Annotated in this window: 18 protein-coding genes and 1 pseudogene; 15 read left to right on the forward strand and 4 right to left on the reverse strand. The window is 47.7% G+C overall.

Annotated features, from left to right (window positions below; genetic code table 11):
- Window position 1 precedes the first annotated feature (1 nt).
- The 6 genes from KBS54_01725 (at window position 2) to KBS54_01750 (ending at window position 5,405) form a co-directional block, all read left to right on the forward strand.
- Complete coding sequence (locus tag KBS54_01725; protein MBQ0054850.1) at window positions 2–1,444, forward strand: lipopolysaccharide biosynthesis protein; 1,443 nt, start codon at window positions 2–4, stop codon at window positions 1,442–1,444.
- A complete protein-coding gene (locus tag KBS54_01730; protein ID MBQ0054851.1) occupies window positions 1,441–2,016 on the forward strand; it encodes an acyltransferase in 576 nt (191 codons plus the stop codon). Before KBS54_01725 ends, KBS54_01730 begins: the two co-directional genes overlap by 4 nt.
- A complete protein-coding gene (locus tag KBS54_01735; GenBank protein ID MBQ0054852.1) occupies window positions 2,009–3,112 on the forward strand; it encodes a DegT/DnrJ/EryC1/StrS family aminotransferase in 1,104 nt (367 codons plus the stop codon). Before KBS54_01730 ends, KBS54_01735 begins: the two co-directional genes overlap by 8 nt.
- A 15-nt stretch (window positions 3,113–3,127) precedes the next feature.
- Entirely contained in the window at window positions 3,128–3,994 is an 867-nt protein-coding gene (gene rfbA / locus KBS54_01740; GenBank protein ID MBQ0054853.1) for a glucose-1-phosphate thymidylyltransferase RfbA, read from the forward strand.
- A gap of 4 nt (window positions 3,995–3,998) precedes the next feature.
- Window positions 3,999–5,018, forward strand: a complete 1,020-nt coding sequence (gene rfbB / locus KBS54_01745; protein ID MBQ0054854.1) for a dTDP-glucose 4,6-dehydratase — start codon at window positions 3,999–4,001, stop codon at window positions 5,016–5,018.
- 180 nt (window positions 5,019–5,198) lie between these two features.
- Entirely contained in the window at window positions 5,199–5,405 is a 207-nt protein-coding gene (locus tag KBS54_01750; GenBank protein MBQ0054855.1) for a virulence RhuM family protein, read from the forward strand.
- Window positions 5,406–5,438: 33 nt separating this feature from the next.
- Here the strand turns inward: KBS54_01750 and KBS54_01755 are convergent, their stop codons facing one another.
- Together KBS54_01755 and KBS54_01760 are read right to left on the reverse strand one after the other, a co-directional pair.
- Window positions 5,439–6,269, reverse strand: a complete 831-nt coding sequence (locus tag KBS54_01755; protein MBQ0054856.1) for a KilA-N domain-containing protein — start codon at window positions 6,267–6,269, stop codon at window positions 5,439–5,441.
- Window positions 6,270–6,444: 175 nt separating this feature from the next.
- Window positions 6,445–6,585 (reverse strand): annotated as a pseudogene (locus tag KBS54_01760) (glucose-1-phosphate thymidylyltransferase).
- A 364-nt stretch (window positions 6,586–6,949) separates the two neighbouring features.
- On the opposite strand from KBS54_01760, the gene KBS54_01765 reads away from it, so the two are divergent.
- Entirely contained in the window at window positions 6,950–7,216 is a 267-nt protein-coding gene (locus KBS54_01765; GenBank protein MBQ0054857.1) for a type II toxin-antitoxin system RelB/DinJ family antitoxin, read from the forward strand.
- 150 nt (window positions 7,217–7,366) lie between these two features.
- Complete coding sequence (locus KBS54_01770; GenBank protein MBQ0054858.1) at window positions 7,367–8,248, forward strand: hypothetical protein; 882 nt, start codon at window positions 7,367–7,369, stop codon at window positions 8,246–8,248.
- A gap of 39 nt (window positions 8,249–8,287) precedes the next feature.
- On the opposite strand, the gene KBS54_01775 is transcribed toward KBS54_01770, so the two are convergent.
- The gene (locus tag KBS54_01775) at window positions 8,288–9,058 is read right to left on the reverse strand and encodes a GTP cyclohydrolase I FolE2 (protein ID MBQ0054859.1); all 771 of its coding nucleotides are present in this window, start codon (window positions 9,056–9,058) and stop codon (window positions 8,288–8,290) included.
- Entirely contained in the window at window positions 9,055–9,420 is a 366-nt protein-coding gene (gene queD, locus KBS54_01780; GenBank protein ID MBQ0054860.1) for a 6-carboxytetrahydropterin synthase QueD, read from the reverse strand. Before queD ends, KBS54_01775 begins: the two co-directional genes overlap by 4 nt.
- A 319-nt stretch (window positions 9,421–9,739) precedes the next feature.
- Here queD and KBS54_01785 point away from each other — a divergent pair, with 319 nt between their 5' ends.
- The 7 genes from KBS54_01785 (at window position 9,740) to KBS54_01815 (ending at window position 17,588) form a co-directional block, all read left to right on the forward strand.
- Window positions 9,740–10,378 (forward strand): HAD-IA family hydrolase, encoded by a 639-nt coding sequence (locus KBS54_01785; GenBank protein ID MBQ0054861.1) that lies wholly within the window; start codon window positions 9,740–9,742, stop codon window positions 10,376–10,378.
- A 36-nt stretch (window positions 10,379–10,414) separates the two neighbouring features.
- A complete protein-coding gene (locus tag KBS54_01790; protein MBQ0054862.1) occupies window positions 10,415–11,365 on the forward strand; it encodes a hypothetical protein in 951 nt (316 codons plus the stop codon).
- Window positions 11,359–12,054, forward strand: a complete 696-nt coding sequence (locus KBS54_01795) for a YggS family pyridoxal phosphate-dependent enzyme (GenBank protein ID MBQ0054863.1) — start codon at window positions 11,359–11,361, stop codon at window positions 12,052–12,054. The genes KBS54_01790 and KBS54_01795 overlap by 7 nt, the downstream gene beginning before the upstream one ends.
- A gap of 108 nt (window positions 12,055–12,162) precedes the next feature.
- A complete protein-coding gene (locus KBS54_01800) occupies window positions 12,163–13,056 on the forward strand; it encodes a DivIVA domain-containing protein (protein ID MBQ0054864.1) in 894 nt (297 codons plus the stop codon).
- Window positions 13,057–15,129 carry an ATP-dependent DNA helicase RecG gene (gene recG / locus KBS54_01805; GenBank protein MBQ0054865.1) on the forward strand — a complete coding sequence of 691 codons (2,073 nt, stop codon included), beginning with the start codon at window positions 13,057–13,059 and terminating at the stop codon, window positions 15,127–15,129.
- A gap of 137 nt (window positions 15,130–15,266) precedes the next feature.
- Window positions 15,267–16,796: a ribonuclease Y gene (gene rny, locus KBS54_01810; GenBank protein ID MBQ0054866.1), complete on the forward strand. Its 1,530-nt coding sequence runs from the start codon at window positions 15,267–15,269 to the stop codon at window positions 16,794–16,796.
- A 9-nt stretch (window positions 16,797–16,805) separates the two neighbouring features.
- On the forward strand, window positions 16,806–17,588 hold the full coding sequence (locus KBS54_01815) for a TIGR00282 family metallophosphoesterase (GenBank protein MBQ0054867.1): 783 nt from the start codon (window positions 16,806–16,808) through the stop codon (window positions 17,586–17,588).
- Window positions 17,589–17,769: the final 181 nt, after the last annotated feature.

Here is a 17,769-nt window from a genome sequence, read left to right on the forward strand (position 1 = left end):
AATGCCTTCAATCACCAGCGGTATCTATTGGAAGCTCCTTGAGCGCTTCGGCGTATCTGCCGGACAGTTTGTTTTGCAGGTTGTTCTTGCAAGGCTTTTGTGCCCTGCGGATTACGGCGCGCTTGCGATTATGATAATTTTCACCGCGCTGGCAAATATTTTCGTTCAAAGCGGTTTTAATACGGCTCTTATACAGAACAAGGACGTTACTGACGAGGATTATTCCTCAGTGTTTTGGGTTTCGCTTGGAATAGCCTGTGTACTGTATGGTCTGCTTTTTGCTGTTAGCCCGTTAATTTCTGATTTTTACAATATGCCGTTACTGACACGTCCGTTCAGAATTTTGGCTTTAATGCTTATACCAGGTGCCTTAAATTCCGTCCAGCTTGCGAAAATCAGCCGTGAGATGGATTTCAAGAAGGTTTTTTACAGCAACGTTGCCGCTGTTTTTATAAGCGGTGCACTTGGAATTGCAATGGCGTACTGCGGGTTCGGACTGTGGGCGTTGGTTGCGCAGTCCCTTGGTAACGTCGTTGTCGCCTGTATAGTTATGTGGTTTACCGTCAAATGGCGGCCTGTGCTTGTCTGCAATTTCCACCGCATACAAATATTGTTTGCTTATGGCTGGAAGCTGCTTGTTTCAGCTTTGCTTGACACCCTTTATCAAGACTTGCAGGGGCTTGTGATTGGTAAAAAATACAACGCAGAAGCTCTTGCCTATTTCAACAGGGGAAAACAGTTTCCGCAGTTTCTTATGGGTGCCATAAACGGCGCGATTATGAGCGTTATGCTTCCTGCAATGTCCTTACGTCAGGACGAAAAAAGCGCAGTTAAGGCGCTTACGAGAAAGTCAATGACCTTCAGCGCGTTTATCATTTTCCCGCTTATGGCAGGGCTTGCCGGAGTTGCGCGTCCGCTTGTTCAGCTTCTGCTTACCGACAAATGGCTGCCGTGCGTCCCCTATCTGCAAATTTACTGCTTTATATTTGCTTTCTGGCCGGTACATACCTGCAATCTGCAGGCAATAAACGCAGTCGGACGAAGCGATTTGTTTTTGAAGCTTGAAATAATCAAGAAAAGCTACGGAATTGTTGCTTTGACTATTGCCGTGTTATTCTTTGACACGCCTATTTACATTGCTTTAACCGGAGTGATAACAACTATGATAAGCTGCTTTGTCAATGCGTCACCGAATAAAAAACTCATCGGCTATTCATATTTTGAGCAGGTAAAAGATATTGTTCCGATTTTCTCAGCGGCAATGCTGATGTTTTTCTGTGTTCTTGCACTGGGAAAACTGCAATTGAATTTAATTTTTCTGCTGTTTATTCAGACGATTACAGGTATAATTACTTATACATTATTTGCAGCGCTGTTCAGAATACCGGCGCTGTTTGAAATGAAAAACATGGCGATGAGGTATATCAGGAGAGATAAAAGATGACAAATACCAGCTTTTATTCGGAATCGGAGTTGAAAAAATTAGGGCTGAAATGTTATGGCAAAAATGTGCTTATAAGTAGAAAGGCAAGTATTTACGGGGCAGAAGATATTTCCATCGGCAATGATGTAAGAGTAGATGATTTTTGTATTTTGTCCGGTAAAATCGCGTTAGGAAATAATATACATGTTTCTGCATATTCTGCTGTTTTTGCTGGTAATGTAGGAATTGAGATAGATGATTTCGTAACGATATCTTCGCGTGTGATGATATATGCGATAAATGATGATTATTCAGGTCTTTGTCTGACAAATCCCACAATTCCTGCAACATATAGAAATGTAATCAGCGGGAAAGTAATATTCCGAAAGCATGCAATTATAGGCAGCGGCTGTACTGTGTTGCCGGGGGTAACAATTAGTGAAGGTGTTGCGGTGGGCGCTATGTCGTTGGTTAACAAAAACCTTGATGCTTGGGGCATTTATGCAGGGGTTCCGTGCAGATACATAAAACCACGTGAAAAGAAATTACTTGAATTTGAAAAACAGATGAAAGCTGAACGTAACGATGACTAAAGTCCTTGTTACACGCTCCTCAATGCCTGAGTTTGAGGAGTATTGCGAAGAGATTAAGAATCTCTGGGACAGCCATTGGCTGACGAATATGGGTGCAGAGCATAAGGCTTTTCAGGCGGAGCTTGAGAAGTTTTTGGATTGCCCGAATGTTGTGCTTTACACGAACGGACATCTTGCGCTTGAGAATGTTCTTGCCGCGCTGCAGCTGCCGAAAGATGGAGAGGTTATCACCACTCCGTTCACGTTTGTTTCCACAACTCACGCCATTGTCCGTAACGGACTGACGCCTGTTTTCTGCGACGTTAATCCTGACGATTACACGATAGACGCCGGCAAGATTGAAGCGTTGATTACGGACAAAACTGTTGCCATAGTCCCTGTTCACGTTTACGGCAACGTGTGCAACGTTGAGAAAATTCAGGAAATTGCAGACAGACATAATTTGAAGATCGTTTACGATGCAGCTCATGCGTTTGCGGTGAAATACAAGGGCATATCAACTGCCAATTTCGGAGATGCCTCGATGTTCAGTTTCCACGCCACAAAAGTTTTCAATACCATTGAGGGCGGTGCTGTGTGCCTGAAGGACACAAAGCTTGTTGAAACGATGAACGATATGAAAAATTTTGGCATAAGAGGTCCCGAACGCTGTGTGTTTGTCGGCGGCAACGCAAAGATGAACGAGTTTCAGGCGGCTATGGGCATCTGCAATCTCAGGCATTTGGAGCGAGAGATAGGCAAGAGAAAAGTCGTTGTGGAACGCTACAGGGAAAGACTTTCGGGGGTTGACGGTATAAGGCTTTGCAAGCCGCAGGACGGAGTGCAGCCTAATTACGCGTATTTCCCTGCAGTTTTTGACGGGTATAAATATACGCGTGACGAGATTTTTGACAAACTTGCCGCGGAGGATATAGTTGCCAGAAAGTATTTCTATCCGCTGACGAACGCTTTTGAGTGCTACGCGGAACTTCCGACAGCCGGAGCTGAGAAAACGCCTGTTGCGGCGCACGTTGCGGACAGGGTTTTGACTTTGCCGCTTTATGCAGATTTGCCGCTTGAAATTGTTGATAAAATCTGCGATATTATTTTGAATTAGGGGACGTGAGATGAGATGAAGGGTATTATTCTTGCAGGCGGTAAAGGAACAAGACTTTATCCGATGACGAGGGCTGTATCAAAACAGCTGCTGCCTATTTATGACAAGCCGCTTATTTATTATCCCCTTTCTGTTCTGATGCTTGCGGGTATTCGCGAAGTGCTTATTATTTCCACCCCTGATGACATTGACGGTTACAAAAAACTGCTTGGCGATGGCACAGAACTTGGAATGAATTTTGAATATAAAATTCAGGAAACACCGCGCGGCCTTGCAGACGCTTTCATTCTCGGCGAAGAATTTATAGGCGACAACAACGTCTGCCTTATTCTCGGCGACAATGTCTTTTTCGGTCAGGACATGACTAAGGTGCTTAAACAGGCTATGGAAAACAAAACGGGCGCAACAGTTTTCGGTTATCCTGTTAAAGACCCTCGCTCGTTCGGCGTTGTGGAATTCGACAAAGACCACAATGTTGTTTCCATTGAAGAAAAACCAAAGGAACCGAAAAGCAATTATGCTGTTCCCGGGCTGTATTTTTATGACAACAGAGTTATAGAAATCGCAAAGAACGTGAAACCGTCTGCACGCGGTGAAATAGAAATTACGGCTGTCAACAATGCCTATCTTGAAATGGGAGAGCTCAAGGTTACGCTTCTTGGCAGGGGTATGGCATGGCTTGATACAGGCACTCCTGAAGGAATGCTGAAGGCTGCGGAATTTGTCGAAGCTGTTCAGGACAGGCAGGGCTTTTACGTTTCCTGCATAGAGGAAATTGCATGGCGCCGCGGTTTTATTTCAACGGAGCAGCTTGTTAAACTTGGCAGCAAACTAAAAATGACAGACTACGGCAAATATCTGCTGGCAATAGCGAAAGGATAACAAAATGAAACTTCTCATTACCGGTGGTGCCGGATTTATAGGCAGCAACTTTATATTCCATATTCTTGAGAAATACCCCGAATATGACGTCCTCTGCGTGGACAAGCTGACCTACGCGGGCAATCTTTCCACGCTTGCGTCGGTCATGGACAATCCCCGTTTCAAATTCTTCAAAACAGACATCTGCGACAGGGCGGCAATATACAAAATATTTGAAGAAGAAAATCCGGATATTGTCGTCAACTTTGCGGCGGAGTCCCATGTTGACCGCTCAATAGAAAATCCGGGAATATTCCTTGAAACAAACATCATGGGAACGGCAGTTCTCATGGACGCCTGCAGAAAATACGGCATAAAACGCTATCATCAGGTATCAACCGACGAAGTGTACGGAGACCTTCCGCTTGACAGACCTGACCTCTTCTTCACCGAAAAAACGCCCATACACACAAGCTCGCCGTACAGCAGCTCAAAAGCCGCCGCAGACCTGCTTGTACTTGCGTATCACAGAACCTACGGGCTGCCTGTAACAATATCGCGCTGCTCAAACAACTACGGACCTTATCATTTCCCCGAAAAACTTATACCGCTTATGATAGCAAACGCTCTGAACGACAAACCGCTGCCTGTCTACGGCAAAGGAGAAAACGTTCGTGACTGGCTCTACGTTGAAGACCACTGCGAAGCAATAGACCTGATAATACACAAAGGAACAGCCGGCGAAGTTTACAACATCGGCGGACACAACGAAATGAAAAACATAGACATAGTGAAACTTATCTGCAAAGAGCTGAACAAACCTGAAACGCTCATAACCTACGTAACTGACAGAAAAGGCCACGACCTCCGCTACGCTATAGACCCGGCAAAAATACACAGCGAACTCGGCTGGCTGCCGAAAACAAAATTTACCGACGGCATAAAGAAAACGATACAGTGGTACCTGGACAACAAACCGTGGTGGGAAGAGATAATCTCAGGGGAATATCAGAACTACTACGAAAAAATGTACGGGAACAGGTAATTTTGTCCGTATGATAAAGCAGCAGCCGGTTCATGTAGAACCGACTGTTTATAGTCTGTTTTGCGTAAGTAGTGTTGGAAATGAGAGACAGCAGCAAAACATAGGGCAAGCGTATCAAATTTCAAGGCTGTTGCTGTTGAGCAGAAACGGCAGCAATCCTATTGAATTTTTAGCGGCAGTATGCCTGTACTGCGTGATACAAAGGTTGCTAAGAATTATCTGGACGAAACAGAACTGAAACTGCTGAATAATCTTGTATCAGGTTATTTTGACATAGCTGAAGTGAATGCTATAGAGCATAAACCGATGTATATGAGGGATTATATTGCGCAGCTTGACGCCGTGCTTTCATCGGGCGGAAGAAAACTTTTGGACAATGCTATGTAATTGCCCTGACAATTTGCTGCTTATTAAACAGCGTCAACTTGGCTTTGCAAGAGCAATTTTTTCTGCTTCTGCCAGGACGTTCAACTGATATTCCGCAATCTGTTTCAGTGCTTGATACCTTTCTGCCTTGCCCAACCCTGCTTTTATCATTTCTGCGTTGTGCGTCTCAAGGTTTGACAAGACGGTAAGTTCAGATATTGAAGCATAATCCCTAAGATTTGATTTTTTAGCAAGTTCTGGATTGCTATCCCTCCATGCTTTAGCAGTACAGTTAAAAATGATTACGTTTAAAAGATCCGCTTCGTCCGCATACATTATCCACTCAAGATTACGGCTGAGCTTGCTTTCGGGTACAATGTATTTTTTGACTGCATCGGTATGTATCAGATAGTTATTTTTGGAAAGAAGTCTTTTAGCGCTCCACTCAATTTTGAGTTTGTCGTTTTCAGCGTCTTTCAATCGCTGATATTCTTTTATCAAGTACAATTTAAACACAGGGCTTATTGCAGAGCCAAATTCAAAAGCAATATCCTTGTGTGCAAACGTTCCGCCGTAACGTCCGTTTTTCACATACATTCCGATTGCGTGCGTCTGTTCAATCCATTCTTTTGCGCTTAACGTAAATGTATGCAGTCCGGCCTGTGTTCTAAAGTGGTCGAATTCGACCACTTTAAAATCAGTATTGTAAATCATCTCCCAAGTTCCAAGAAATTCAAGAGTAGTTCTTGAACGCATCCAGTTTTTTATAACATCGGCAGCTCTGGAAGAATCTGTTCGGGCACGCGCCATATCAGTAAGACTGATATAATCATCAATTACCGTTACGAAAAACTTTTGTACAGTAAGTTGTGTTGTTTTTCCCATTACAGCCTCCTGTTCTGAAACACCTTGCGTTTCATGGTCTCTGCCCTTCATATTTCATATTTTAATTTTAGTCTTTTTCTCTGCATTCTACCATCTGCCTGTCGCAAGCAACCCACTATTTTCCGGAAACTTCTATATTCTACTTCCTACCCGCTGCCCTCTAATCTCTTCGCAGCCTCCAACCGGCAAGCATAAGAGTTGAAAGCGGATAATAAATCATCGGTTTGTCATATACCGGAAGCAGTTGTTTTGACGTTACCATTGTAAGCGGGTAAAGCCTTGTTCCTGCGCCCCCTGCAAGAATTATGCCGTTCATTGCGATACCTCCGTGCGATATACTTTTGGAAATTATACTACAAAGAAGCAAACTATGAGAATTTGTTTAGTAAGTTGTTGTTATGTTTTTGCCTGTATGATAAAGCAGCAGCCGGTTTGTGTAGAACCGGCTGTTTATAGTCTGTTTTTGCGTAAGTGGTGTTGGAAATGAGAGACAGCAGCAAAACATATGGCAAGCGTATCAAATTTCAAGGCTGTTGCTGTTAAGCAGAAAGGGCAGCAATCCTGTTGAATTATTATGGTAATGTTACCGTTTTCATACAATAGGATTATAACATATATAAGTTGACAAACAATACAATAACGATATAATAACAATAGTGAAATGATGGAGGTGCATGATTATGGCGACAACTACGATTAATATCAGAATAGACAGCGATATCAAACCTCAGTTTGAGGAGTTTTGCAAGAATATCGGTATGAGTATGTCGGGCGCTTTTAATGTTTTTGCCCATCAGGCAGTCAGGGAACAGAAAATTCCGTTTAGTATCACTGCCGGTGACAGATTTTATTCTGCGCATAACATTAAGTCTCTTGAAAAGCTTGTTTCCGATGTCAAAAGCGGGAACGCAAAGCTGACAGAGCATGAGCTTATCGAAATTGACTGATGACGACACCGTTGAAATTTACCGCTGCCGTACACACTACGGAGAACATTAGCCATACGGCGGCATAATTACAGAAAATGCTGTTTTGCTGCACAAAACCGCTGTAATGTTGTATAATACTTTCATTCTGAGAACAGGAGCGGTTGTGTTATGGAGAACAACGAACAGTATGAGGAAATATCCCTGCTTGATCTGCTTGCGATTTTTGGGAGGGGCAGAAAGTTTATTGCGTTGACTACGCTGATTTTTATGCTTGCCGGAGCGCTTTGGGTTTTTGTTGTAAAGCCTCCGAAGCTGAAATACAAGAGTACGATTCAGATGCTTGTGGTGTCGCCCTACGTTATTGACAACGAGAGTATGTCACTGAACGTACGCACCGATATGATTGTGGGAATTATCAGAAGCCGTTCGGTTACCGATATGCTTATTGACCGTTTCAAACTTGACGTTGACAAGAAGAGCGGCAAGACAACCCCGCGTGACAGATTGTATGAAAACGGCGGTTATTTTGACGGAAAAACGGAAAATTACAGCTGCCGAGGCGACCAGAACACGGGCGTTGTTACGCTTAACGTTACCGCCGAGAAGCCTGAAGAAGCTCAGGCAATGGCAGAAGCGGCGTACAAAAAAGCTGACGAAATTCTGAAAGAAATGGCGCTGTCTGCCGTTGATACCGCAAACAACGCCAACGACGAGAAGCTGGAGAAGGAAATTCAGGCGAAAATAGCGGAGGTTTCGGAGGCGCAAACCAAAGCGCCGCAGAAGATCAGCGAGCTGCTCGGCATGTATTCGGTGCTTATGGCGCGCGACGAGAGCTACAGGCTTAAGGGCAAGCAGCCTATTACGCTGCAGCTTCTTTCACCTGCGTCGCTTCCCGATGAACCTGCACCCCGCGGAAGGGGAAAAACGCTTGTTTTGTCCACAATGCTCGGCTTTTTCCTCGGAATTGCCGGAGCTTTTATGAAGTACGTATGGAGCACTGTGGAGCCTGAAAAGAAAGCGGAGTTGAAGGCGGCATTCGGGAAGAAATAGTCAGTACCGCAAAAAATAAGCGGCGCGAAAGCGCCGTTTTTATTTTGTTCTTTCGATTGCCGCGAAGGCGTTGTGGTTGTGAATGCTTTCGTGGCTTGTTATTTCCACGCGGAACCATTTTACCCTGCCGTCAGACTGCAGCCTGAGCGCGGTTTCGCGTACGAAGTCTTCAACGAAGCGAGGCGTTTCGTAGGCGTGTTCCGTGACGAATTTTTCGTCCTCGCGTTTGAGCAGGGAGTAAACAGGAGCGGAAGCGCAGTCGTCCGCGATTTCGGCAAGCTCTTCAAGCCAGAGCAGTCCTTCCATGCGGACAGAGATTTTTGCGTGAGCCCTTTGATTGTGCGCGCCGAATTCAGATATTTCCTTCGAGCAGGGGCACAGCGTCTGAACAGGCGCGATAAGTGTCGTTGCTATGTCAAAGCTGCTGCCTTTCAGCGAGGTTTCAACTATCGCATCGTAGCGCACGCGCCCTTTTGCGCCGCTGACAGGCGCCGTTTTTGTTATGAAATACGGAAACGCGAATACGGCGTGAGCTTCGTCTGCGCTGAGTTTTTCTTTAAGCGCGGCAAGCAGGGAGCGCATGTTGTGCAGCGTTATGTTTTTTTCCTGCGCGGCAAGCAGCTCGATAAAGCGGCTCATGTGCGTTCCGCGGTAGTCGTGCGGAAGCAGCACGGAGAGCGAAACTTCGGCAACTGTTTCCTGCGTGCCGTTTTCCCTGTCCATAACGGTAACCGGCCAGGAAATGCCGCTTACCCCGACCTTGTCTATTTCTATGTTTCTTGCATCACGTTCGCTCTGTACGTCTTTCATTTCAAATCTTCTCTCCTGCATGCGACGGATGAGGTTTCCGTTTCCCATATTTTTATTTCAAACAGCCGGCAGTTCGGTTTTTCGAGAGGCTTGTCAAGCGTTTTGAATATCCAGAGCGCTATGTTTTCTGTCGTCGGCTGTTCAAGTATGTCGTTTATATAAGCATGGTCGAGCTTTGAAAGCACGAGTTCTTTTACCGTGCGTTTCACTTCGGCAAAGTCGGTCACCATGTCTTCGTTGTCCGGCGTGCCCTGAAGCGTTACTGCAAGGCGGTAGGTATGTCCGTGCAGTTTTTCGCATTTACCGTGATAGTTGACGAGGTTGTGCGCCGCGTCGAATTTAAATTCCTTTGTTAAAAACATAATTCAGCCTCTTTTCAATGCAGCACAAGCATTAAGCTGTAAGCTATAATACGAGCAATAAGCTATAAGCGCTAAGCCTTAAGCTATAAGCGTTAAGCAATAAGCTATAAGCTACAAGCATTAAGACCATAAGCGCCAAGCTATAAGTATTAAGTTTTTTCTTACTGCGTTCAGCTTACTGCTTACAGCTTATAGCTTTCAGCTAGCAACTTGCAGCCAATAATTCACAGTCCGCCGCTTGTTTTTATTATATTATAAAAATGCTGAATAGATAGTATAATTAAAAAAGAAATTTAAGACTCGTGGCGGAGGGAAGCAGATGATAAGAACGGTGCTTTTTGATTTTGACATGACGCTCGTTGACAGCAGTTACGCGATAGCGCACTGCACCAATCTGCTCGCGGAGCATTTTGGGCTTCGCAGGCTTTCGCGAGAGGAAACGCTTGCCATAATCGGTATCCACATAGAAAAAGCGTGGGCAAACGTCTGGGGCGATTTCAAGCAGGAATGGCTGGATTATTACAGGGCGAATTTCGGCGTTAAAGAGGACGCGCTCATACGGGTTTTTGACAGCACGGTTCCGACACTTGAAAAACTCAGAAGCATGGGCATAAAAACCGGCGTGGCTTCCAACAGGCATTATGCCCTGCGTCCGATAAAAAACCTCGGGCTTGAAAAATATTTGGACAGTATTGTTGGTATCAGGGAAGCGGCGAATCCAAAGCCTGCCCCCGACATTATTCTGAAATCGCTTGCGGAACTGCGTACTCTCAAAGAAGAGGCTGTCTATGTCGGAGATACCGATACGGATATGAAAACGGCAAAAAACGCCGGAGTACGCGCAATAGGCATGACGACCGGAAATTTTACGCGCGGGCAGCTGTTTGAAGCAGGCGCGGATTTTGTGTGCGGCGACCTCGCGGAAATTCTTGAAATAATTGAAAAAGACAATAAATAGTGTGCAATTTATACAGCAGAATACGGAGTCTGACTGATGGTAAGAAAATACGACGTTGAGGAAGCAAACAGGGGAAACAGCATTGCCTACTGGCTTGCCTTAATTCTTATAGTTGCCTGCTGGCTGCTCGCGTTCAAGTGCTACTTCCGCAGCTATGAAAACCAGCATCCGGATATCGCGTGGGCGGCGCCGGGAAGCAACAGGCGCACGGAGCAGGCTGAAGGGCTGTTCCTTTGGGATGAAATGGTGTTGAGTGCTCCTGTCGCCGGCAAGGTCTATTATCCGCATGGAGAAGGTCCCGTGCGTGTGAGTTCAGGACAGACAGTCGCGAAAATTGTGAGTGCTTCCGGTGCTGAGAAATACGTCCGCGCTTTTCAGCAGGGTTATTTTGTCGCGGGTACTGACGGCAGCGAAGGCAAGTGGCGTTATTCGCTGCTGTGGCCTGAGCTTAAAGAAGACCTGCCCGAAATATCTCCCGTTACGCTTCACCATGACGGAGACGCGGTTGAAGAGGGAGCGGCGATAGGCAAAATGATTCCCCAGCCGCAAAATCTGCGCTTCATAGGGCTGATTGACAAAGGCTCCGTGCTGAACAAACAGCTTGAAAAACAGCACCTGCGCCTTATGATGGACAGCGAAGATACTCCGCTTTTGACCGACGTAAGCATTTCGGTTGACAGCGGAAAAAAAGTTAAATTTCTTGTAACCGTTCCATGGTTTGAACCCAGTGTTGTGCTTAACCGCAGGGGTTTTGTCACTGCGGAATCGGGAAGGCTTGAAGGCGCTGTAATTCCGCGCTCAGCCGTTACCGAGAGAAGAAACGTGCAGGGGGTTTATCTGGTGCGCGGCACCAGGGTTTTCTTTAAAGAAATTAAGGGTGAACTGACGGAGGACGGCAAGTTTATAGTGACAGAGGGAGTATTCGCAGGAGACGCCATAGTTGAAGACGCGGAAAAGACCAAGGAAGGAAGAATCCAGATTTGGTAAACATTAAAGAGAATACAGACGCAGTACGCGCGAAAATAGAGGAAGCCGCAAAGAAAGCAGGGCGCTGCGCTTCGGAAATAAAGCTGATGGGTGTTTCAAAATTCCATCCGTTTGAAGCCATGCGCGAAGCGGCGCAGTATGTTGACCTGCTCGGAGAAAACCGCGTGCAGGAGGCTGTTTCAAAGCGGCTGCTTTGGAAGGAATCGCCTTTTGACGCGCCGTGGCACCTCATCGGACAGCTTCAAAAAAACAAGGCAAGGCGCGCATTGGAGACTTTTGACCTCATTGAATCCGTTGACAGTTTTGAGCTTGCCTCGCTGCTGAACAGAATTCTGGAAGAAACGGGCAGGAAATTCCCCGTTTATCTTGAGATAAACATGTCGCACGATGAAAACAAAAGCGGTGCGGAAGCGGAAAACGCGCCGGAAATGCTTGAAAAAATCATGGAAAACTGTCCCCGTCTTTCGGTGGAAGGGCTTATGACCATGGCGCCGCTGAACGGTGACGAAAGGGCGGTGCGCCGCGCTTTTTCGGGGCTCCGCACGCTTGCAGAAGAGCTCAGGATACGAAGCGGACTTCAGCTTCCCGTGCTTTCAATGGGAATGAGCGGAGATTTTGAATACGCCATTGAAGAGGGAAGCACGCTGGTGCGCGTCGGAACCGCTATTTTCGGCGAGAGGGAGTATTAATTTACTCACTTTCGCTTCGCGATACTTAGAAAAGATTAACTTTCGCTTCGTGGCACTTGAGAACAGTCACTTTTGTTTCGCAACACTTATAAACTGGAGGGATTTTGAATGGATAATCTGCTTACTTCTCAGGACGTTTTGCACGCAGGGTTCAAAAAAGCAATACGCGGTTACGACACAAACGAGGTTGACCGTTTCCTTGACGACGTTGTTGACGCGCTGCGGCAGTATGCCGAAAAAATCAGCCGGCTTGAGCGCGAATGCGAAAAGAGCAGGGAAAAGCTTGCCGAGTTTGAGCACGTGCGTTCGGTTATGCACGACACTCTCCTGATGGCGCAGAAAAGCGCGGAAGAAAAAACCGCTGCTGCCCGCGTGGAAGCTGAAAAGATAATCGCGGAAGCAGAAAAGCGCGCCGAAGAAATACGCAGCGGCGCATACAGCGAGAAAAAGGAGCTCTGCGAGGAGCTTGAAAGAATAAAAGAAGTCAGAAAACTTTACATGTCGGAGGCAAGAGGCTTTGTGGCGCGTTTTGACGAGTTGCTCTGCCGCTGTGCTTCTCCGACGCCTGTTTCCGAAGAAGCAGAGAGTTTTATAAAGCAGAACGCTGAAATTACGTCTGAAGAAGAAGCGGTGCAGGAAGAACCGGCGGAGGAAACGGCTGCCGGGGAAATTCAGCCTGCTGAACCTGAAGAAATCAGGGAAACAAGTTTTGAAATTGAAAAAGCGTTTCAGCTGGAAGCGCCGGAAAAAGAAGCAGAGGCCACGCAGCCGGAGGAAGAAGAATTCAGGCTGTTTGATTCCGAAGAGCTTATTATGGCGGATTCGCGCAGTGAAGAAGCGGCGGAAAAAAGCGAGGAAGAAATTTCTGCCGAGCAGCTTGCCGGCGCTGAACAGACTTCGTTTGCCGACGATAATCAGTCAAATCTGTTCGGCAGGGACGCAGAACCGCTGCGTCTGCGCAGAAATATAAACTACGCAAAGACTGACGATTTGGATGATTAGGTGAAGAAAACAGAAACTGCCGAAAAAAAATCTGACGGCGGCTTTCTTGCCGCGCGGCTTGACACGCTTTCCGGCGTAGGCGAAAAACGCAGCCTGCTGCTGGAAAAGCTCGGTTTGCGCACGGTCAGCGACCTCATAGAATTTTTCCCGAGAAAATATGAAGACCGCAGAAACTTTACAGCCGTTTCTGCGCTGCAGGAAGGTACAAAAGCCGTAATTTTCGCTTACGTTTCGTCAATCGAAAGACACAGAATCCCCGGAAAAAAGCTGGATATGGTTACAGCGGTGCTGCAGGACAGCAGCGCGGAGATACGCGCTTTCTGGTTTAACCGCAAGGGGCTTGAATATTTGCTCAGGGAAGGCGACACCGCCGTTTTCTGCGGCGAAATCGTGAGCTACGGCAGCCGTCTGCAGCTTTCCAACCCTGAATTTGAGGTTACAAAAAATCCGAAAAAATCTGTCTTAACAGGCATAATTCCGATTTATCCGTCAACGGAAGGGCTCAAAGCGCACTGGTTCAAAAAGCTTATGTCCGAGGTGCTGGAAAAAGCTCTGCCGCTTACGGAAGAAATTATCCCCGAAAAATTTGCAAAAAAACGTTCACTTATGCCGCGCGCGAATGCCGTAATGCAGCTGCACAGACCTCTTGACGAAGCAGGCTGGCGCGAAGCCCGCCGCAGATTTGCCTACGAAGAGCTTTTTATAGTTCAGGCAGGGCTTGCGCTTCGCAGACACGCGCTCAAAAGCTGCCGTTCGGCAGCAAAAATCATTCCCGGAAAAATTTACGAAGCGTTTTCCGCTTCGCTTCCTTTCAGCCTGACAGGCTCTCAGCAGCAGGCGCTGAAAGAAATATTTGCCGACACGTCTTCGGAAGAGCCGATGTCAAGGCTTCTGCAAGGCGACGTGGGCAGCGGAAAAACTCTTGTTGCTGTCGGTCTTGCCGCTGCCTGCTGTGATTCGGGTGTGCAGTGCGCGGTTATGGCTCCAACAGAAATTCTTGCGGCGCAGCTGTACGCGGAAATGGAAAAACGGCTTTCGCCTCTCGGCGTAAAAACGGCATTTGTAAAGGGCGGACAGAGACTTTCGGAACGCAATGCGATAATCAAAGGCGCGGGAAACGGCGAAATAAACGTTATTGTCGGCACACAGGCTCTGCTGTTTGACAGGGTGAAATTTAAAAATCTCGGCGCGGTTGTCATTGACGAGCAGCAGCGTTTCGGCGTGGAGCAGAGAAAAGCGCTCGTCCGTCAGGGCAAAGCGCCGCATCTGCTGATGATGTCCGCCACCCCGATTCCCCGCAGCCTTGCGATGACGCTGTTTGCCGACCTTGACATATCGCTGCTGACAGACAGGCCTGAAGGCAGGAAGAAAATTGAAACGCGTGTGACCGACCTGAAACAGATGGCAGTTCTGCTGCAGTTCCTGATTGACGAAGCCGCAAAAGGCGGGCGCGTGTACTGGGTGTGCCCGAGAGTTGAAGAAAGCGAAGCTTCAACAGCGGCTTCCGCGAAAAAACGCTTCGCGTTTCTCAAAAAACACCTGGGAAGACTCGGCGTAGGGCTTGTCTACGGCGGAATGAGCGGCGATGAAAAAGAAGAGGAGCTGAAAAAATTCCGCGGCGGAGAGACAAAAATTCTTGCGGGGACAACCGTTGTGGAGGTTGGAATAGACGTTCCCGAAGCTTCCGTAATGGTGGTGGAAGGCGCAGAACGTTTCGGACTTTCGCAGCTTCACCAGCTGAGGGGAAGAACAGGCAGGGGAAACAGACGCGGCGTCTGCATACTGCTTGTTGAAAATCTTGAAAACGGCATACCTGACAGGCTTCAGACGATGCTTGATACGGACGACGGCTTCAAAATAGCGGAAGCCGACCTCGAGCTTCGCGGCAGCGGCGAAATTTCAGGTTTTGCCCAGCACGGGCTGACGGAATTTAAATTTGCCGATTTGAAAAAAGACCTTACGCTTATCCGCGAAACGAGGGAAGACGCCGCGGAGCTTGCGGAAAGCTGCGAAATCGAAAAATATCCCTCCCTGCTTGAGGCGGTAGAGAAACGCTTCCTGCAGAACGGCTGACGACAGATTTGCAAATATGGCGATAAAGGCTTAAAATAGTCGGTGCGTGCAGCACAGCATATGTGCTTTAATCCTAGATTCAAACAGACTACGAGCAGCATAACTCTGAACCATGACAATTAAATGAGGTGAAAGAAATGATATTTGCAATAGGATTGGCGTGCCTCGCAGCAGGTGCGCTGATTGGATTTGCCGCACATCGGGCGGCAGAAAAAAAGAAATACAAGAACGCAAGGACAAGCGCCGAGACGGTACTTGTTGAAACGAAACGCAAAGCGGAACAGACAAAACGCGAAATTGTGGCGGAAGGCAAGGAAGAGGTTCACAGAATGCGTCAGGAGTTTGAGCGCGACACGAAAGATCGCAGAGCGGAAATTCAGCGCGCGGAAAAAAGGCTTGACCAGAAGGAAGAGAACCTTGACAAAAAACTTGACAACGTGAGCCGCAAGGAAGATGAACTCAGAAACCGCGAAATACAGATTCAGGAAAAGGCTAACAAACTCTCAGCCCGCGAAAACGAGCTGGTTGACAAGCTTGAACAGATTGCGAGGCTTACAAGGGAAGAAGCCAAGGCGCAGCTGCTGGCACAGGTTGAAACCGAAGCACAGCACCAGATAGGTATTCGCCTTAAGGTTCTTGAAGAAAAAGCAAAGCGCGAAGCGGATAAAAAAGCACAGGACATAATTGCCACAGCCATCCAGCGCTGCGGTGTTGAATTTACATCAGACGCGGTTGTAACCGCCGTTGCCATTCCCTCTGACGAAATGAAGGGGCGCATAATAGGCCGCGAAGGGCGCAACATAAGAACGTTTGAAACGCTTACCGGAGTTGACCTCATAGTTGACGACAGCCCCGAAGTTGTTACGCTCAGCAGCTTCGATCCTGTGCGCCGCGAAGTGGCGAGAGTCTCGCTTGAAAGACTTATTGCTGACGGGCGCATTCATCCCACGCGTATTGAAGAAATCATAGCCAAGGCAGAAAAAGACGTTCAGGAACAGGTGCTTGAAACAGCCGACGCCGCCCTTATGGAAGTGGGCGTCAAAAACATGAACGACAACCTTGCCGAAATACTCGGACAGCTTCGTTTCCGCACGAGCTACGGACAGAACGCGCTTCACCACAGCCTTGAAGTTGCCCATCTGTCGGGCATACTTGCCGCAGAACTCGGAGTTGATCAGGCACTTGCAGCACGCGCAGGCCTGCTTCACGACATCGGCAAAGCTGTGGATTTCAAAATTGAAGGTCCCCATGCGCAGATCGGCGCAAACCTTGCGAAACGCTACGGCGAAGACCCTGTTGTTATCAACGCCATAGCAGCGCACCATGAGGAAGAAGAAGCAAAGACAATCTATGCCGTAATAGTCGCGGCGGCTGACGCTATAAGCGCCGCGCGTCCTGGCGCCCGCAGGGAAAGCCTTGAAGCCTACGTCAAGAGACTTGAACAGCTTGAAGAAATCGCGAAAGGCTTTGAAGGTGTCGGCAAGGCGTTTGCAATTCAGGCAGGGCGCGAAGTCAGAGTCGTTGTCGAACCTTCCGTAACCGATGACGGCGCAATGCAGAAACTTGCATACGACATAGCGCGCCGCATAGAAGCGGAAATGCGTTATCCGGGGCAGATCAAGGTAACGCTTGTCCGCGAAACGAGAGCTGTTGACTACGCCAAGTAGGTGAGCCGGTTGAGAATACTTTTTATCGGCGACATTGACGGACGTCCGGGAAGAGAAGCCTGCAAACAGGCGATTCCCAAGCTTCGCGAACAGTTCGGCGGCTTTGACTTTGTAATCGCCGACGGCGAAAACGCGGCAGGAGGCTTCGGACTGACTGAAAAAGTCATGAACGAGCTCTTTGACGCCGGAATAGATGTCCTGACTAACGGCAACCACGTGTGGGACAAAAAAGACTTTGTCCCCGTGCTTGACGGTGAGCCGCGTATACTGCGACCCGCAAACCATCCTGAAGGCACCCCCGGCAGAGGCTTTGCGGTGTATGAAAAAAACGGCGAAAAGCTGGCGGTAATGTGCCTGCTCGGCAGAGCCTTCATGCCGCCGCTTGACTGCCCGTTCAAATGCGCGGACGAACTGCTTGCCAAAAACGGCGTTTCTGCGGTTTTCGTTGATTTCCACGGCGAAGCAACGTCGGAAAAATACGCGTTCGGACGCTACGTTGACGGGCGCGTTTCGGCAGTTGCAGGAACTCACACGCACGTGCAGACGGCAGACGAACAGGTATTTGCCGGAGGCACGGCTTACATTACGGACGCAGGAATGACAGGCGGACACGGAGGAATAATAGGCATGAGCTATGAATCGGTACTGCCGAAATTCCTTTACGGGATTCCCTGCAAATTCGAAGTCTGTGACACAAACGTCCGTTTTCAGGCAGTTGTCATAGACATCGACGGCGAAACGGGCAGGGCAATGAATATAACGCGCGTTGACCTGCCGTGCGAAGCTGAATAAGCAGAACCATTAATGACCGGACAATCGTCCGGTCATTTTTTGATTCAGTATATTTATCACCTGCTTAAATTGGGTGATAAATTGGGTGATAAATTATTGTTTAACTTGCCGGTACCATAACAACCGTTATTTTTATCTCTTTAGCAAAACAGACAAAAACTTTCTAAACGCAAGCAATATT

This window comes from Candidatus Equadaptatus faecalis, assembly GCA_018065065.1.
Taxonomy (GTDB): Bacteria; Synergistota; Synergistia; order Synergistales; family Synergistaceae; genus Equadaptatus; species Equadaptatus faecalis.

Bases quoted from the DNA above. Each gene is read 5' to 3' on its own strand.
- KBS54_01770 (MBQ0054858.1), top strand. From the start codon at position 7,367: ATGGAGAACAACGAACAGTATGAGGAAATATCCCTGCTTGATCTGCTT.
- rny (MBQ0054866.1), top strand. From the start codon at position 15,267: ATGATATTTGCAATAGGATTGGCGTGCCTCGCAGCAGGTGCGCTGATT.
- KBS54_01725 (MBQ0054850.1), top strand. From the start codon at position 2: ATGCCTTCAATCACCAGCGGTATCTATTGGAAGCTCCTTGAGCGCTTC.
- KBS54_01765 (MBQ0054857.1), top strand. From the start codon at position 6,950: ATGGCGACAACTACGATTAATATCAGAATAGACAGCGATATCAAACCT.
- KBS54_01750 (MBQ0054855.1), top strand. From the start codon at position 5,199: ATGCCTGTACTGCGTGATACAAAGGTTGCTAAGAATTATCTGGACGAA.
- KBS54_01730 (MBQ0054851.1), top strand. From the start codon at position 1,441: ATGACAAATACCAGCTTTTATTCGGAATCGGAGTTGAAAAAATTAGGG.
- KBS54_01755 (MBQ0054856.1), bottom strand. From the start codon at position 6,269: ATGGGAAAAACAACACAACTTACTGTACAAAAGTTTTTCGTAACGGTA.
- KBS54_01790 (MBQ0054862.1), top strand. From the start codon at position 10,415: ATGGTAAGAAAATACGACGTTGAGGAAGCAAACAGGGGAAACAGCATT.
- KBS54_01785 (MBQ0054861.1), top strand. From the start codon at position 9,740: ATGATAAGAACGGTGCTTTTTGATTTTGACATGACGCTCGTTGACAGC.
- KBS54_01735 (MBQ0054852.1), top strand. From the start codon at position 2,009: ATGACTAAAGTCCTTGTTACACGCTCCTCAATGCCTGAGTTTGAGGAG.
- rfbA (MBQ0054853.1), top strand. From the start codon at position 3,128: ATGAAGGGTATTATTCTTGCAGGCGGTAAAGGAACAAGACTTTATCCG.
- KBS54_01775 (MBQ0054859.1), bottom strand. From the start codon at position 9,058: ATGAAAGACGTACAGAGCGAACGTGATGCAAGAAACATAGAAATAGAC.
- KBS54_01800 (MBQ0054864.1), top strand. From the start codon at position 12,163: ATGGATAATCTGCTTACTTCTCAGGACGTTTTGCACGCAGGGTTCAAA.
- rfbB (MBQ0054854.1), top strand. From the start codon at position 3,999: ATGAAACTTCTCATTACCGGTGGTGCCGGATTTATAGGCAGCAACTTT.
- queD (MBQ0054860.1), bottom strand. From the start codon at position 9,420: ATGTTTTTAACAAAGGAATTTAAATTCGACGCGGCGCACAACCTCGTC.